At 63.7% G+C, this 13802-nt stretch carries 13 protein-coding genes; 6 read left to right on the plus strand and 7 right to left on the minus strand.

Annotated elements, in window-relative coordinates; all coding sequences use genetic code 11:
• Positions 1-10: 10 nt before the first annotated feature.
• Entirely contained in the window at positions 11-1225 is a 1215-nt protein-coding gene (locus HX881_RS28675) for an MFS transporter (RefSeq protein ID WP_177087888.1), read from the minus strand.
• A gap of 131 nt (positions 1226-1356) precedes the next feature.
• Between HX881_RS28675 and HX881_RS28680 the strand changes: the two genes are divergently transcribed.
• The 3 genes from HX881_RS28680 (at position 1357) to HX881_RS28690 (ending at position 4055) form a co-directional block, all read left to right on the plus strand.
• Positions 1357-2313 (plus strand): LysR family transcriptional regulator, encoded by a 957-nt coding sequence (locus HX881_RS28680; protein WP_246356600.1) that lies wholly within the window; start codon positions 1357-1359, stop codon positions 2311-2313.
• A gap of 83 nt (positions 2314-2396) precedes the next feature.
• Positions 2397-3008, plus strand: a complete 612-nt coding sequence (locus tag HX881_RS28685) for a LysE family transporter (RefSeq protein WP_103032539.1) — start codon at positions 2397-2399, stop codon at positions 3006-3008.
• 66 nt (positions 3009-3074) lie between these two features.
• Entirely contained in the window at positions 3075-4055 is a 981-nt protein-coding gene (locus tag HX881_RS28690; RefSeq protein ID WP_177087891.1) for an arsenic resistance protein, read from the plus strand.
• A 6-nt stretch (positions 4056-4061) separates the two neighbouring features.
• Here HX881_RS28690 and HX881_RS28695 read toward each other — a convergent pair whose 3' ends face one another.
• Positions 4062-4460: a hypothetical protein gene (locus HX881_RS28695; RefSeq protein ID WP_017125242.1), complete on the minus strand. Its 399-nt coding sequence runs from the start codon at positions 4458-4460 to the stop codon at positions 4062-4064.
• A gap of 249 nt (positions 4461-4709) precedes the next feature.
• Entirely contained in the window at positions 4710-5327 is a 618-nt protein-coding gene (locus tag HX881_RS28700) for a TetR/AcrR family transcriptional regulator (RefSeq protein ID WP_177087893.1), read from the minus strand.
• A 93-nt stretch (positions 5328-5420) separates the two neighbouring features.
• Here HX881_RS28700 and HX881_RS28705 point away from each other — a divergent pair, with 93 nt between their 5' ends.
• Positions 5421-6050: an NAD(P)H-dependent oxidoreductase gene (locus tag HX881_RS28705; RefSeq protein WP_177087894.1), complete on the plus strand. Its 630-nt coding sequence runs from the start codon at positions 5421-5423 to the stop codon at positions 6048-6050.
• 14 nt (positions 6051-6064) lie between these two features.
• On the opposite strand, the gene HX881_RS28710 is transcribed toward HX881_RS28705, so the two are convergent.
• The 3 genes from HX881_RS28710 to HX881_RS28720 all read right to left on the minus strand — a co-directional run bounded on the left by HX881_RS28710 (position 6065) and on the right by HX881_RS28720 (position 10459).
• A complete protein-coding gene (locus tag HX881_RS28710) occupies positions 6065-7510 on the minus strand; it encodes a SulP family inorganic anion transporter (protein ID WP_017125245.1) in 1446 nt (481 codons plus the stop codon).
• Positions 7511-7661: 151 nt separating this feature from the next.
• A complete protein-coding gene (locus HX881_RS28715) occupies positions 7662-9167 on the minus strand; it encodes an amino acid permease (protein WP_017125246.1) in 1506 nt (501 codons plus the stop codon).
• The gene (locus tag HX881_RS28720) at positions 9164-10459 is read right to left on the minus strand and encodes a class-III pyridoxal-phosphate-dependent aminotransferase (protein WP_246356601.1); all 1296 of its coding nucleotides are present in this window, start codon (positions 10457-10459) and stop codon (positions 9164-9166) included. The genes HX881_RS28715 and HX881_RS28720 overlap by 4 nt, the downstream gene beginning before the upstream one ends.
• A 199-nt stretch (positions 10460-10658) precedes the next feature.
• Between HX881_RS28720 and HX881_RS28725 the strand changes: the two genes are divergently transcribed.
• A complete protein-coding gene (locus tag HX881_RS28725) occupies positions 10659-11552 on the plus strand; it encodes a LysR family transcriptional regulator (RefSeq protein ID WP_177087896.1) in 894 nt (297 codons plus the stop codon).
• 21 nt (positions 11553-11573) lie between these two features.
• Here the strand turns inward: HX881_RS28725 and HX881_RS28730 are convergent, their stop codons facing one another.
• A complete protein-coding gene (locus tag HX881_RS28730) occupies positions 11574-12608 on the minus strand; it encodes a D-cysteine desulfhydrase family protein (RefSeq protein ID WP_177087898.1) in 1035 nt (344 codons plus the stop codon).
• Between the two features lie 188 nt (positions 12609-12796).
• On the opposite strand from HX881_RS28730, the gene HX881_RS28735 reads away from it, so the two are divergent.
• Positions 12797-13723, plus strand: a complete 927-nt coding sequence (locus HX881_RS28735; protein ID WP_177087900.1) for a LysR family transcriptional regulator — start codon at positions 12797-12799, stop codon at positions 13721-13723.
• Positions 13724-13802 lie beyond the last annotated feature (79 nt).

Genomic DNA, 13802 nt, shown 5'->3' on the forward strand with positions numbered 1-13802 from the left:
TGGCCCTCGTTCAAACGGTGCGTCGGACAGGGGGGAAGGCGTGACGCCTGGCCCGCCAGGCAATCAGCAGGCCGGCCAGCAGCCAGGCCACCAGCGTCCAGGGAAGACACGCGGCGCCCAGTGTTTCCAGGACCACGGCGCCGACGATGCCGCTGCCCGCATAGGCCAGGTTGAACACGGTGACGAGCATCGACTGGGCTTCTTCGGCACCATCGCCGGCGGCATCCGCCAGGGCGGTCTGGAGCAATGTCGGCGCGCCGCTGAAACTCAGGCCCCAGAGTGCGACGCCGATATACAGCACCGCCTGCGACGTCCCCCGCAGGCCCAGGCCCAGGGCGACCAGCGCAAAAGTCCCCAGGCTGATCACTACCAGCGCGCGCAGCCACCGATCGACGAGCAGGCCGACGAGCCAGACGCCCAGCATGGCTGACAGGCCGAACACCAGCAGCACCTGTTCGAGGGCGATACCGGGGTCGACACTTTCCAGGAAAGGGGCGATGTAGGTATAGAGCGTGTAGTGCGCCATGATCCACATCCAGACCACGCACAACACGGGGCGCACCCCCGGTGTGCTCAGCACCTTGCGCAGCGACGGGCGGGCCACTTGCTGTTCGGCGGGCGCCTCGGGGACGCCCAGCCATACCCAGATCATCAGCAGCAGGCTCATCGCCGACAACAGGCCGAAGATCACACGCCATTCAACCAGCCTTGTCAGCCAGGCACTCAAGGGCACACCCAGGGACAGGGCCAATGGAATACCGAGCATGGCCAAGGCCAGGGCGCGACCTTGCAACGAGGTCCCGACCATCCTGCGGGCACAGCCGGCCATCAGGCTCCAGGCCATCCCGGTCGCCAGGCCAACGATAAAACGGGCCAGGAGTATCAGCCCATAGGAGCTCGACAGGGCGGTCAGCGCATTGCAGATAAAGAACAGGGCGATGCTCAGCAGCAGGAGCGAGCGGCGCCCATGATTGCGGGTGGCAAACGTCAGGGGAATGGCCCCCAGTCCCGACCCGAGGGCACAAAGCGTCACCCACTGGCCGGCCAGCGCCTCGGACACCCGGAATCCGTCGGCAATCTGCGGCAGCAGTCCGGCGGGCACGGTTTCATTGGCGGTGGCGATAAAGCTGCTCAGTGTCAGCGCCAGCAAGCGAATGACCGGGAGTCCGCTCGCGATGTCAGGTGGGTTGGGCGACGGGAGCGTCGCGACTGTCTGTTCTTTCATGGTTCGCATGACCTTCCAGGGTGGGTTTCAAGCCTGAAAGATTGCGGAATCAGCTTGGATTTGATAATTGGCTTATGAATTGAATGACTTTCAAATCTGGATAGAGAATGGCGACTGACAGGCTTGGGGATATGCGATTGTTCGTCGAGGCCGCCGCCCAGGGCAGCCTCTCGGCGGGCGGACGGTTGTCCGGTCTGTCGCCGGCCGCCGCCAGTGCGCGTCTGATCAAGCTGGAAGCGGCATTGCAGGCCCGGCTTTTCGATCGTACGACCCGCCGCTTGCGACTGACCGAGGAGGGGCGGATCTACCTGCAACATTGCCAGGTGGCCTTGCGTGCCATCGAGGAGGGCGAGCAAGCCTTGCAGGCCGTGCGCGGTGGCGTGCGAGGCAAAGTACGGCTTTCGGTGCCGGCTGATCTGGGCCGTACCCTGATCAACCAGTGGCTTGATGCATTCTGCGATCTCCATCCGCAACTGCAGATTTCACTGACCCTGTCCGACTCGGTGTCGGATCTGCTGCAGGACGACATCGATATCGCGATTCGCTTCGGACTGCCCCGGGACGGTGCGCTGGTCGCGCGACGCCTGGCGCCCAACTGGCGGGTGCTCTGTGCCTCACCCGACTACCTGGAGCGTCATGGCGAGCCGCGAACGGTGGCGGATCTGGCGGATCATCAATACATCGTGCTGGTGACCGCGGCGGGCCCGCTGAATGTGTTCCATTTTCTCGACCACGAGCAGCACTGGAACTACACCGTGCCCCTGGACCAGGCCTGGGAAACCAATGATGGCGCCCAGGCCCGGACCTGGGCGTTGGCCGGGCGGGGGATTGCGCGCAAGACCATCTGGGATGTCGCCGCCGATATTCGCGCCGGCAGACTGAAGGTCGTGCTGCCCGGTTTGAGTGTCAATGAGGCGGGGGTTCATGCGGTCTTCCACGGCAGCCGCTACATGATGCCGCGCGTACGGGTATTGCTGGACTACCTGATCGAGCGTTTTGCCGACGCGAGCGATGAGTTGCTGGGCGACATGATCGCCCCGCGCTCGGCGGACGTGCCGGGGAATCAGTGGGCCGAGCGACGGGAATAAACGCCAGTCCCCGAGTGTTGTTGATTATTGAGCGGGGTATGCGCATTCTGGGTGTTCGCGGCAACGGATAAGGAGTACGGGTGATGTTGGGTGTCAGTAACTACGGGGCCTTTGTGCTCGCGTTCGTGATTCTGCTGTTGATTCCGGGGCCGGGCAATTTCGCCCTGATCACCTCGACCGGCAAGGGTGGCGTGCGTGCCGGCCTTGCGGCGACAGTTGGGGTGATCCTCGGCGACCAGGTGCTGATGTGGCTCGCGGTGGCAGGCGTGGCGTCCTTGCTCAAGGCTTATCCGGCAGCGTTTCATATCGTGCAGTGGATGGGGGGCGCGTACCTGTTCTACCTGGGCTGCCGGTTGCTGTTCGCCAGGTCCGGCGGGGCGATGCCTTTTGAAATGAAGCCTCACCAGTATCTGCGCCAAACCATGGTGATCACTTTGTTCAACCCCAAGGCGATCCTCTTTTACATGGCCTTTTTCCCGCTATTCATCGATCCGACCCAGCATCCGGGCATGCTGACCTTTGCTTTCATGGCGGTGACCGTCTCGTCCCTGACCTTCCTGTATGGCCTGATCGTGGTGCTGTTGACGCACTTCTTCGCCGAGCGGGTAAGGGCGAGCCGCAGGTTGACCACCGTGCTGGAAAAAGTGGCCGGAATGTTCCTGATCGGCTTTGGCATCCGGGTGGCGGTTCAGTAGTTCCTGCTCGACGAACGTCCCCGCGTTGCATAGGCTGATGGCCTTTTTGCAGCAGAGGGACGCGTCTTGAATCGCGACACACTTGAGCAGAACCAGATACCGGTCTATTTCGTCGCGGTGTTGATCGCGGCGCTCCTCGGGCTGACGGCGCCCCTTGTCGCCCTCGGGTTGAATGCCCTGGTGACCCCGACCATCGCGGTGCTGATGTACGCGATGTTCCTGCAGATCCCGTTTCTCGACCTGCGTCGTGGCCTGGGTGACAAACGCTTCATGACGGCCTTGCTGCTCGCCAACTTCGTATTGATTCCTCTCCTGGTCTGGGGCCTGAGTCGAGGCCTGGCGGGGCATCCGGCGATTCTTGCGGGGGCGCTGCTGGTGCTGCTGACACCCTGTATCGACTACGTGGTGGTGTTCACCCATATCGGCAAGGGCGACTCGCGAAGAGTCCTGGCCGCCACCCCCGTCCTGTTGTTGCTTCAGTTGATCCTGTTGCCGGTGTACCTGGCTTTCATGCTGGGCAGCGAGTCCGGGGTGGTGATCTCCATCGGGCCGTTTGTCGAAGCCTTTCTCGTGCTGATCGTCGCGCCATTGCTACTGGCCGTGGGGACTTGCTCGCTGGCCCGGCGTTCGCGGATCGTCAATGCCTGGAGCGATGCCTGGGCCTGGTTGCCGGTGCCGGCCATGGCCGCCGTTCTGATGGCCGTGGTCGGTTCGCAGTTTGCCGCGGTGGTGCGCGATATCGACCGGCTTGCCCCGGTGATCCCGGTGTACATCGGCTTCATGCTGCTGGCGCCGGTCATGGGCGCACTGGCTTCGCGACTCTGCAGGTTGCCGGCAGGCAGTGCGCGGGCTGTCACCTTCAGTGCGTCGACGCGCAACTCCCTGGTGGTGTTGCCATTGGCCCTGGCACTGCCCGAGGATATCCGTGGCCTGGCCGCCGCCGCCGTGATCACCCAGACGCTGGTCGAACTGGTAGGCGAGCTGATCTATGTTCGGGTCATTCCGGTGCTGGTCTGGCGCGATCGCTTCGACGGCCCGGCGAACTGAGCCGGTCTACAGTTCCTCGATGGCCGCGCGGATCTGGTTGGCGACCGGCTGTTCCAGTGTGCTGTAGAGCTGCGCCAGGACCCGGCCGCTTTTCGAGCGATAGACATGGGGCCCGGCCAAGGCCTTCAAGGTTTGAAAGTGCTCCTGCAAATAATCACAGTACTCACGGGTTTCGCAGACGAAGAACTGCCCGCCCTTGGGGGCGATGCTCGGGAAGGCTACTTCCACCCGCTCCCTGTAGGTGTTCGGCAACAGGCTCAGGGGCTTGCGCTTGGGGTAGCTCACAGCGTTGAAAGGGACGCCGTTGGCTTTCAGGGCATCGAGTACCGTCTTGGCGGAGGGGGTGGCATCGCTGCCACAGGCGACCAGGGGCAGGCCGGCGATTATCAATAGAAGGGCTTTCATCCTGACATTCCTTGTTTCATCACGCTTTCCATCAGTGGCTACTGACTGAAACTGGCAGGTGGGTAGGGTGTTTTGTATCAATGATTGTGCAGGACTGTTGTTTCGAACGTTGTAAGTCGGATCGCGATATTCGACGGTTATTATCCTGAGTGTCGTCAGTAGTGTCGTATATCGGGCCTGATTGCCTAAACGGTGCTGGGGCAGTCAGGCACTGCCTCGCCCGATGAAATGTGCAAGCGTTCTGCGTATTCAGTGACGGGAACTTCTTTCGACCATCGCGACAATGGTTTCAAAGAGTTCGTCCTGCGCCTGTTCAGGGGAAATCTCACCCAATGCGGCGGCATGGGACAGGGCTTCCGCGGCACCAAGCATCGCTCGCAGGCCGGCCCTGCCGACCTCGCCCGGGCGGCTATAAGGGGCGAGGGCGCTCCGGCACTTTTCCAGGAAAATCACTTCATAGTCACGCTTGATCTGCTCCAGTTCCGGCGAGCTGGCCAGGGCGGCGATCACGCCGGGAATTTCCCGGCCCTGCTGCAAGACGCATTGCACATAGGCGCCGGCAATCACCTGCGCAGATCCGGTCAGGCTCTGCTCGGCGGCCTGGAGTGCAGCATCCATCAGGGCGGTCTGGCGCAGGTCATAGTCCTGGTAAAGCGCCCCCAGAAGACCGGGACGGGTGGTGAAGTGATCGTAGACCACCGGCTTGGTGACTCCGGCCCGTTCGGCGAGGTGGCCCAGGGTCAGGGCATCGGTGCCTTCCTCGCGTACCACTTGCCAGGCCACATCGAGCAGCTGGCGGTGGCGGTCTTCCCGGGTCAGGCGTCGCCGGGGCTGGGATTCGGAAAGCGGTTTCCTGCTGCTTGACATGCTTATATACCAAAAGTAACTTACTAATAGTAACTTGTGTCGAGCATATCAAGGTTCGCCTTTGAGCCGCAATCAACCTGCCGGAGTGTCGCCATGCATGCCCTTATCGTTGTTGCCCACCCTGAACCGCATTCCCTGAGCCACAGCCTGGCTGCACGCCTGGGGGAAGGACTGACGTCGGCGGATGCCGGTCATTCGTTTGAAATCGCCGATCTCGCGGCGGAGGGTTTTGACCCGAGGTATACCGCGGGGGACCTGGCGGTGCATCGCCAGCACGCGGCATTCCCCGCCGATGTGGCCGCCGAACACGTACGGCTTGAGCGCGCCGATGCCCTGGTGCTGGTATTCCCGGTGTACTGGTGGTCGATGCCGGGGTTGCTCAAGGGCTGGATCGACCGGGTGTTCGCCAACGGCTGGGCTTTCGACTTCAGCCTGGACGGACCGTTCGTGAAGAAGCTAGGGCGCCTGCAGGTGCATCTGGTCGGGGTCGGGGGGGCCGATCCGCAGACCTTCGAGCGCCATGGTTATGCCCATGCCATGAAGACCCAGATCGATCACGGGATCTTCGATTACTGCGGGGCGACGGTGGTGACTTCCTCGTTGCTGCTCAACTCGGAGAGCGACGATCCGCAGGCGCACCTGGACACCGCGCGGGCAATCGGCCGCGGTCTGTTTGCCGGCGCCAACCGTCCCGATTTGACCGAAATGGCTATCTGCGGATAAAGGTATCCGGGGTTTCACCCATGCTGGACTCCGGCCCGTTTCAGCAACTGCCTGCAGCGTTCGGACAGGTGCTCGACGCGCAGATGCTTGCCGGCCTTGGCATAACGTTCGCGCAGGCTCTTCAGTGCAGCAATCGCCGAGTAGTCGACGAAGCTCAGGTGGCGGCAATCGAGCACCACTTTCTGCGGGTCGTTGGCGGGGTCGAACAGGTTCTGGAACGGCGTCGTCGAGGCAAAGAACAGCGTGCCGTGCAGGCGATACAGCTTGCTGCCGTCGGCCTCTTCATGGGTGTCGGCATACAATTCGCGGGCGTGCTGCCAGGCGAAGTTGAGCGCGGCAATGAGGATCCCGCAGAGCACCGCCGTCGCCAGGTCGGTAAACACGGTGATCACGGTCACGGCAATGATCACCAGCACATCGTTCAGCGGCACCCTGTTCAGCACTCGCAGTGAAGCCCAGGCGAAGGTCTGCTGGGATACCACGAACATCACCCCCACCAGCGCGGCCAGCGGGATGCGCTCGATCAGCGGCGAAAGAAACAGCACGAATAGCAGGATCATCACCCCGGCCACCACGCCGGACAAACGACCGCGGCCGCCGGAACTGAGGTTGATCACGGTCTGGCCGATCATGGCACAGCCCCCCATGCCACCGAACACGCCGGAAACCATGTTGGCGGCTCCCAGCGCCACGCATTCGCGGTCCGGGTAGCTGCGGGTCTCGGTGATCTCGTCGGTGAGGTTGAGGGTCAGCAGGGTTTCCAGCAGGCCCACCAGCGCCATCAGCAGCGCATAGGGGGCGACGATATGCAGGGTTTCCAGGCTCCACGGAATCTGCGGCAGCGTAGGGGCGGGCAGGCCACCGGCGATATGCGCCATGTCTCCGAGGGTACGGGTCGGCAGGCCACAGAGGTAGACCAGCAGGCCGACCCCGAGGATCGCCACCAATGCCGGCGGCACCGCGCGGCTCAGGCGTGGCAGCAGGTAGACGATTGCCATGGTCAGCGCCACCAGCCCGAGCATCAGCGCCAGCGGCTCGCCGCGCAACCAGCCATCGCCGACCTTGAACTGTTCCAGTTGGGCCAGGGCAATGATGATCGCCAGGCCGTTGACGAAGCCGAGCATCACCGAATGCGGCACCATGCGCACCAGCTTGCCCAGGCGCAACAGGCCGAATACCACCATGATCAATCCGCCCAGCAGCACCGTCGCCAAGAGGTACTGCACGCCATGCTGCACCACCAGCGCGACGATCACCACGGCCATGGACCCGGCTGCTCCGGAGATCATCCCCGGGCGTCCGCCGAACAGCGCGGTCAGGGTACAGATGATAAAGGCCCCGTACAGGCCCATCAGCGGGTTGAGGTGAGCGACCAGGGCAAAGGCGATGCACTCGGGCACCAGGGCGAAGGAAGTGGTGAGTCCGGCCAGGACATCGGCGCGTAGACGGGCGGGTTTCATGGTTTACCTGAATTGGGAGCCGGCGGGGGCAAGCGAGGGCAGGGCGAAAAGGAGGGAATGGTACGGAAATACCGACGATGCGACCAGCCCGTTGGCGCGTCCCGGCAATGACAAAGCCCCTCGCGGGGCCTTGTCATTCATCGCCTTCGCATCACCCCAAGCGCTTGGTGCTCGGTCCCGCGGTTCCTTCATTGAGGCGCTTTCTCAGGGATACCACCCACCACAAGGCTCCGACACCCAGGGTGATCCCGGTGGTCAGTGCGCCGGTATGGCTTTCTTCCGGTACGCTCAGGGTGAGGATCACCGCCAGTGCCCAGAGCGCGCCCAGCAGGATCATCGGCAGCAACCAGCGACCCAGGCTGAAGACGCCCTCGGGCGCTTCCGGCATGCGCCCGTTCCTGTAGGCCAGGTAGGCGGCGATCAGGGTCAGCAGGTAGGTGCAGTAGTAGGTCAGCCCGACCATCGAATAGATCGCCGTGACAAACCCGCCGCTGGCTAGGTTGAGCAGTACCGCGATGCCGGTGATCAGTATGATCGCCGCCACCGGCGTGCCGAAATGCGGGTTGATCCGTGCCAGTACCCTGGAGCCGGGCAGCATATTGTCCCGCGACAGGGCGAAGGTCATGCGTGTCGCCACCGCCATGTTGGCGATCAGGCAGGCGAGGATCGAGGCAAAGGCGATCACGATCATCACCGTGCCGGCGGCATTGCCCAGTTGCAGGCGGACGATATTGATCACCGGATTTTCCGACTGCTTGAGCAGGTCGCCGACCGAGCCGGGAATCGCGATGCTCAGCAGGGCGAACACCACGAAACCGAGCACGCTCGATACCACCACCGCGCGGATCATCGCCCTCGGCGCTGCCCGGCGCGGGTCCCTGGTTTCCTCGGACAGGTCCGCCGCGCCTTCCCAGCCGAGCAGTACCGAGACTGGCAACAGGGTGGCCAGGGCCAGGGTGGTAAAGCTGATCTCACCGCCGCTGACCGGTGCCGCCGACGTGAGGATCGCCACGCCCTGGGTGTGCTCGAAGAAGAAAAACACTCCGAAGAACAAGGCCGCTGCCAGCAGCACGGTGCCGATGATCTCGATGATCGCACCGATGTCATTGATCCGCGTCGCCAGGCGGATGCCGCAGATATTCAGCACCCCGACCACCAGTGTCGCGCCGATGCTCAGGCCCTGGATCTGTCCCTGGGTCGGGTTGGCCCAGATCTCCGGTGCGAAGACCGTGCCGATGGCGGCCGACGTCGCGGCGGTCCCGGCGACAAAGGAGATGAAGGCCACCCAGCCGGTAAACCAGCCGAAGTGATTGCCCGCCAGGCGGCTGGACCACTGGTAGGCATAGCCGGTCAGGGGAATGCGCCCGGCCAGGTGGCAGTAGACCATGACGATGCAGCACACCAGTGGAATCACCAGCAGCCAGAGGAGGATGCCGATACCGCCGACCCGGTTGAACGGATCGGCGAACAAGGTCACCACACCGGTGTTGATCGAGACCATCGAAAAGGCCAGGGCGAAGGACGTGAAGGCACTCATGGTGCGGTGCATCTTCTGCTCGTAGCCGAGGCTGGCGAGGTCCGCGTCGTCCTGGGTCATGCCGCTGGCAGGCGGTTCGGTGCCAGCCAGCGGGCGATTGCTTTCAAGGACTGTGCTCATGACCGTTGTTCCTCGATGATGCCCAGCACTTCATCCAGTACGTCGAGGGCCCTGGCCAGCAACGGACGCTCGATATCCAGGGGCGGCTTGACCTTGATCAGGTTGCCCAGCCCGGCATAGCGGCTCTCGCCGAACAGCACGCCGCGCTCGACACCCAGGCGATACACCTCGTGGGACTCGCGGCAGGCCGGCTCCTTGGTCGCCCGGTCCTTGACCAGTTCGATCGAGGCCATCAGCCCCGGGCAGCGTACATCACCGATCAGCGGGTGGCGGGTCTGCATCTCCAGCAGGCGCTCGGTGACATATTCCCCGGCCAGCCGGGCCTTCTCGCACAGACCGTCGGCGACAATCGCCTCGACCGCCGCGTAACCCGCCGCCAGCGACACCGGGAAGTGGCCGAACGTCAGCGCCTCTTCACCCTCGTCGAACCAGCGCAGGCGGTCGTCGGCAAGAATGCCGGCGAGGGGGAAACCACCGCCCACGCCCTTGCCGAAGACGATGATATCCGGCACCACATCGTAGTAGTCCGCGGCCCACATGGTGCCCATGCGGCCGAATCCGGTCTGCACTTCATCGAAGATCAACAGCACGCCGAGACGGTCGCAGAGCTCGCGCACGCCCTTGTAGTAGGAGCGTGGAAACTCGATATGCCCGCCGTTGCCCTGGATCGGCTCCATCATCACCGCGGCCACGGCGCCGTCGACGCCTTTGACAATAGTCTCTTCCAGCAGGCCGAGACAGAGTTGTGCCTCGAGTTCCGGATCCATGCCCAGGCGTGTACGGTAGGGGTTGGGATGCGGCACGCGGGTAAAGCGCGGCTGGATCGGCAGGAACGGGTTGTTCGGGTGCGGCCAACTGGCGCCCAAGGTCGCCAGGGAGCGGCCGTGGTAGCCGTCCTGCAGGACAATGAGGTTCTGCGCTCCGGGACGATTCTTGAAGGCCAGCTTCATCGCCATCTCGCCGGCCAGGCTGCCATGCAGGGCAAAGCCCATCTGGTTCAGCGAGGCGGGGGAAACCTCACGCAGCTTGGACACCAGCCGGGTATGGGCGGCCGAGCCGAAGTTGGGCCGGATATGGGTCATGTCCCGTAGTTGGGCAATCGCCGCCTCCACCACGCGCGGATCGTTGGCGCCGAGGTTGTTGGACCAGGCCTGGGCCGTGCAGTCGATGTATTCCTTGCCCTGGTCGTCCCAGACCAGCGAGCCACGGGCCTTGACCAGGTTGATCTTGTCGGCCGGATGGGCAACGGCTGTCGGGGCAAGGTTTGTCGGGGATTGGGTCACGTCGTTCATCTGCTTATCTCTTTTGTTCGGGGCAGTGTTCGTGGTTTTGCAGTGTCTTGTTCTGGACGCTCGCCTGCATCGAGCTGGATCGATACTAGCGCCGGGGAGCGGGGCTTTAGAAAGACCGATTAGCAGCCGATTAATTGGCACAGCTTATAAGTCGTGCCATGATCGGGTGAGCTGCCGAGGGTTGTCGGGGAGGGGAAAAATGCTGATCAACGGGGTCGATATCCGCCAGTTGCGGGCGTTTGCCATGGTGGGTGAAGAGCTGAGTTTCGTGAAAGCGGCGGCGCGCCTGCATGTGTCCCAGCCGGCACTGTCGCAGACCATCCGCCAGTTCGAGGGGCAGTTGGATGTACCGCTGTTCGAGCGCAATACCCGCAAGGTGGCCCTGACCGAAGCCGGTGAAGCGCTGCTGCCGCAGGCGCTGGAGATCCTGGAGAAACTGGCGCGGATGGCGCAGACCGCCAGCGATCATGCCGTGGGCCTGCGCGGTTCGCTCAAGGTCGGTTTTCTGATCGGTGCGGGTGTCGACCTGATGCCGCGTATTCTCAGTTCATTCGCCCGGCGCTTTCCCCAGGTCAAGGTGCTGGTCAAGGAGTTCGATTTCTCCGAGCCCCATGCCGGCATTGCCGAGGGCATGGATGTGTCGATCCTGCGACCGCCCCTGGAGTTGCCGGATGTCGAGTTGATCACCCTGGTGGAAGAGGATTGCGTGGCCTGCCTGCCGAGTACCCACCGCCTGGCCGCGGAGGCGTCGGTGAGCATCTTCGATATTCTCGACGACCCCATCGTGGCGGCGCCGGGAAGCAATATCTGGCGCAGCTACTGGACGGCGGACCAGTATCGCCAGGGCCGCAGTGCCCCGGTCATCCACGAGGCCTCGACGGTCGAGAGCGAGTTGCAGGCGGTGGCTTCGGAGCGAGGGATCAGCATCACGGCGGCGTCCACGGCGCGGTTCTATTCGCGTCCGGGTCTGTCGTTTCCGGTGATCCGCGATATGCCGCCCTGTACGGTGTGCGTGGCCTTGCCGGCCCAGGCCAGCGTGGCGGCACGCAATTTCGCCGAGCTGGCACTGGAGGTCGCCGGGCGGCTGGAGTGATTCCGCCGGCCCGTCGCGGTGCTACGCCGGCTGGAATGTCTGGCGATAGGCATAGAGGCCCGGCGAACCGCCGGTCATCACGAACAGCAGGTTGTCGCCCGGCTGGTGGCGGCCTGCGCGCAGATCGGCGAGCAAGCCGGCCAGGGCCTTGCCGGAATACACCGGGTCCACCAGCAACCCTTCGCTGCATGCCAGCAGGCGCACGGCCTCCAGCATGGCCTCGGTCGGTGCGCCATAGGCACTGCCCAGCTGGCTGCCGTCGATCCGTATCGACGCCCGTTCCAGTGGCGCCTGATGTCCCAGCAGGTCCAGGGTGTCGCAGGTCAGTTGCCAGGTGCGTTCGATCGACACGGCCTCATCGGCGAGCACCGACCAGGACTTCACCACGGCCGCGCCGCGGCCCATGGCTGCGAAGCCGGCCGCCAGTCCGGCGTGGGTCCCGGCACTGCCGTTGGGCACGAACACCTCCTGGAAGCGCAACCCCAGCCCGGCTTCCTGCTGGACGATTTCCTCGGCGCAACGGGCATAGCCCAGGCTGCCCAGGGCCGTGGAGCCGCCGATCGGGATCACCAGGACCTTGCGCCCGGCTTCGCGCAGTTGCATGGCGCGCTCATTGGCAACCGCCAGTGAATCGGAGCCGGCGGGCAACAGGTGCAAGCGGGCACCGAACAACTCGTCGAGCAGCCGATTACCGTTATGTTCGTAATCGATGCCGGAAACCACGGCCGATTGCGTCAACACCAATTCGCAGGCGAGTCCCAGTCGGGCGGCGGCGGCGGCCGTCAGCCGGGCATGATTGGACTGCAGGCCGCCGACGGTGATCACGGTGTCGATCTGCTGGCGCAGGGCCTCGCCGAAATGGAATTCGAGTTTGCGCAGCTTGTTGCCGCCACCGCCGAGGGCCATGAAATCATCACGCTTGAGATACAGCCCGATGCCGCTGGCATCTGCCCCCAGGATTTGTTCAAGGCGATGGGCCCGCTGGATCGGAGTCGGACCGTCCAGCAGAGGGGCACGAGGAAAAGAAGCGAGGGTGTTGGCAAGCGCGCGGGTCATGGTCGGGCTCTCGGGGATTTGCCGTTCAGGGTAGGGCCCCATCAGGCCTTGATAAAGGCATCACGCGTTTGTTGATTGCTAACCTTGGGTTAGTAATTATCTGTGCGTTCGATGACGAGCCGTTGATTGACTTGCGGTCATCGCCATGCATGATGGCGACCGTGTCCTGGCCCGGCCGAGGGGGAAGTATGAGCAAGCTCAGGCAAATGGAAGTGTTCGTGGCTGTGGTCGAAGCGGGCAGCTTTGCCGATGCGGCGCCGCTGCTGGGGATGTCGGCGGTCATGGTGGGCCGGCATATCCAGCATCTGGAGCAGGCTCTCAAGGTCCGCCTGATCCAGCGCACCACCCGCCGCCAGACGGTGACCGCCGAAGGCCGGCTGTTCTACGAGGAAGCGCGGCTGGCCCTCGAACAGGTCGATGCCGCCTTTGCCCGTCTGGAGTCTTCCGGTGACCGGCCCGGCGGCCTGCTGCGGATCACCGCGCCGATGACGCTCGGAGTGGCCCTGGTGGCACCGCTGGTGGCGCAATTCATGAAGGCTTTCGAGGATATCCAGGTCGAGCTGATCCTCGGCAATGAGATCATCGACCTGCAGGAGCGAGCCTTCGACCTGGCGTTCCGGGTCTCGGAGTCGGTGGACGTCAGCCTCATGTCCGTTGCCCTGGCCCCCTACCAGATGCTGATCTGCGCATCGCCCGACTACCTGGCGCGACAGGGCACACCGCTCGAACCCGCTGATCTGTCACGCCATCGAATCCTCACCCATACCTCCTGGCACAACCGCTTTGCCTGGCCATTGACCGATGGCACGGAAGAGGTGCCGTGGCCGGAAAAGGCCGTGCTCAAGAGCAATGACGGCCAGGTGTTGCTGCAGGCGGCGCTGGCCGGCAACGGCATCCTGATGCAGCCGGATTTCCTGGTGGCCGAAGCGCTTGCCGAGGGGCGTCTGGTCCGCCTGCTGGATGCCTGTATCCCGGCGCCCAAGCCCGTGCACATGGTCTATCCGCGCTCGCGGACACCGGTGCCCAAGCTGGACGCATTCGTGGGGTTCGTGTCGCGGCATGTCTGCGCCGGACAGCCTGGTACGGCGAAAAACCGAGGAATTGGTACTAGGTGAATTGTTCCGTAGCGACTACCTTGTAAAGGCCCGCGCAGACAGGCGTCTGCGTTTCCAGCAAATAAAAACAAGAGAGTCG

The sequence above is a fragment of the Pseudomonas gingeri genome (assembly GCF_013386115.1).
Taxonomy (GTDB): domain Bacteria; phylum Pseudomonadota; class Gammaproteobacteria; order Pseudomonadales; family Pseudomonadaceae; genus Aquipseudomonas; species Aquipseudomonas gingeri.

Bases quoted from the DNA above. Each gene is read 5' to 3' on its own strand.
- HX881_RS28675 (WP_177087888.1), bottom strand. From the start codon at position 1,225: ATGAAAGAACAGACAGTCGCGACGCTCCCGTCGCCCAACCCACCTGAC.
- HX881_RS28680 (WP_246356600.1), top strand. From the start codon at position 1,357: ATGCGATTGTTCGTCGAGGCCGCCGCCCAGGGCAGCCTCTCGGCGGGC.
- HX881_RS28685 (WP_103032539.1), top strand. From the start codon at position 2,397: ATGTTGGGTGTCAGTAACTACGGGGCCTTTGTGCTCGCGTTCGTGATT.
- HX881_RS28695 (WP_017125242.1), bottom strand. From the start codon at position 4,460: ATGAAAGCCCTTCTATTGATAATCGCCGGCCTGCCCCTGGTCGCCTGT.
- HX881_RS28700 (WP_177087893.1), bottom strand. From the start codon at position 5,327: ATGTCAAGCAGCAGGAAACCGCTTTCCGAATCCCAGCCCCGGCGACGC.
- HX881_RS28705 (WP_177087894.1), top strand. From the start codon at position 5,421: ATGCATGCCCTTATCGTTGTTGCCCACCCTGAACCGCATTCCCTGAGC.
- HX881_RS28710 (WP_017125245.1), bottom strand. From the start codon at position 7,510: ATGAAACCCGCCCGTCTACGCGCCGATGTCCTGGCCGGACTCACCACT.
- HX881_RS28715 (WP_017125246.1), bottom strand. From the start codon at position 9,167: ATGAGCACAGTCCTTGAAAGCAATCGCCCGCTGGCTGGCACCGAACCG.
- HX881_RS28720 (WP_246356601.1), bottom strand. From the start codon at position 10,459: ATGAACGACGTGACCCAATCCCCGACAAACCTTGCCCCGACAGCCGTT.
- HX881_RS28725 (WP_177087896.1), top strand. From the start codon at position 10,659: ATGCTGATCAACGGGGTCGATATCCGCCAGTTGCGGGCGTTTGCCATG.
- HX881_RS28730 (WP_177087898.1), bottom strand. From the start codon at position 12,608: ATGACCCGCGCGCTTGCCAACACCCTCGCTTCTTTTCCTCGTGCCCCT.
- HX881_RS28735 (WP_177087900.1), top strand. From the start codon at position 12,797: ATGAGCAAGCTCAGGCAAATGGAAGTGTTCGTGGCTGTGGTCGAAGCG.